The sequence below is a fragment of the Nonomuraea lactucae genome, assembly GCF_003313395.1.
In the GTDB taxonomy this organism is placed as follows: Bacteria; Actinomycetota; Actinomycetes; order Streptosporangiales; family Streptosporangiaceae; genus Nonomuraea; species Nonomuraea lactucae.
On sequence record NZ_QNFZ01000350.1, the window covers coordinates 1 to 701 of the forward strand.

Here is a 701-nt window from a genome sequence, read left to right on the forward strand (position 1 = left end):
CCCGGCTGCTCAGGCGCGGCGCCGAGAGCTACGGCCACGGCACGCTCGGCCTGCGCACCGGCCTGACCGTGACCGGGTTCGTGCGCTCCGGCGAGCGGGTGACCGGCGTGCGCACCACCCGGGGCGACATCCTCGGCGGCGCCGTGGTCAACGCGGCGGGCACGTGGGCCGGCGAGGTGGCGGCGCTGGCCGGCGTCCACCTGCCCGTGCTGCCCAGGCGCGGCTTCGTCCTCGTCACCGAGCCGCTGGCCCGGCCGCTCGTCCGGCACAAGGTCTACACCGCCGCCTACGTCACGAACGTGTCCAGCGACTCCGCCGGCCTGGAGGCCTCGGCCGTCGTCGAGGGCACCCCGGCCGGGACCGTGCTGATCGGCGCCAGCCGGGAACGGGTCGGCTTCGACCGCACGACCTCGCTTCCCGTCCTGTCCCGGCTGGCCGGGCAGGCGGTGGCCCTGTTCCCCGCCCTGCGCGAGGTGCGGGCCATCCGTTCGTACTGCGGCTTCCGCCCGTACTGCCCAGACCACCTGCCGGTGATCGGCGAGGACCCGCGCGCGCCCGGGCTCTGGCACGCCTGCGGGCACGAGGGCGCGGGCGTCGGGCTGGCCCCAGCGACGGGCCACCTGCTCGCCCAGGCGCTCACCGGCGCCCGCCCCGAACTCGACCTGCGCCCCTTCCGCCCCGACCGCTTCCCGGGAGAGGAG

1 protein-coding gene is annotated in these 701 nt (G+C 77.3%); it reads left to right on the top strand.

All coding sequences use genetic code 11. The features are described from left to right. Positions 1-701, top strand: a 701-nt coding sequence (locus DQW85_RS21885; protein ID WP_162795204.1) for an NAD(P)/FAD-dependent oxidoreductase, incomplete at both ends; no start/stop codon positions are given.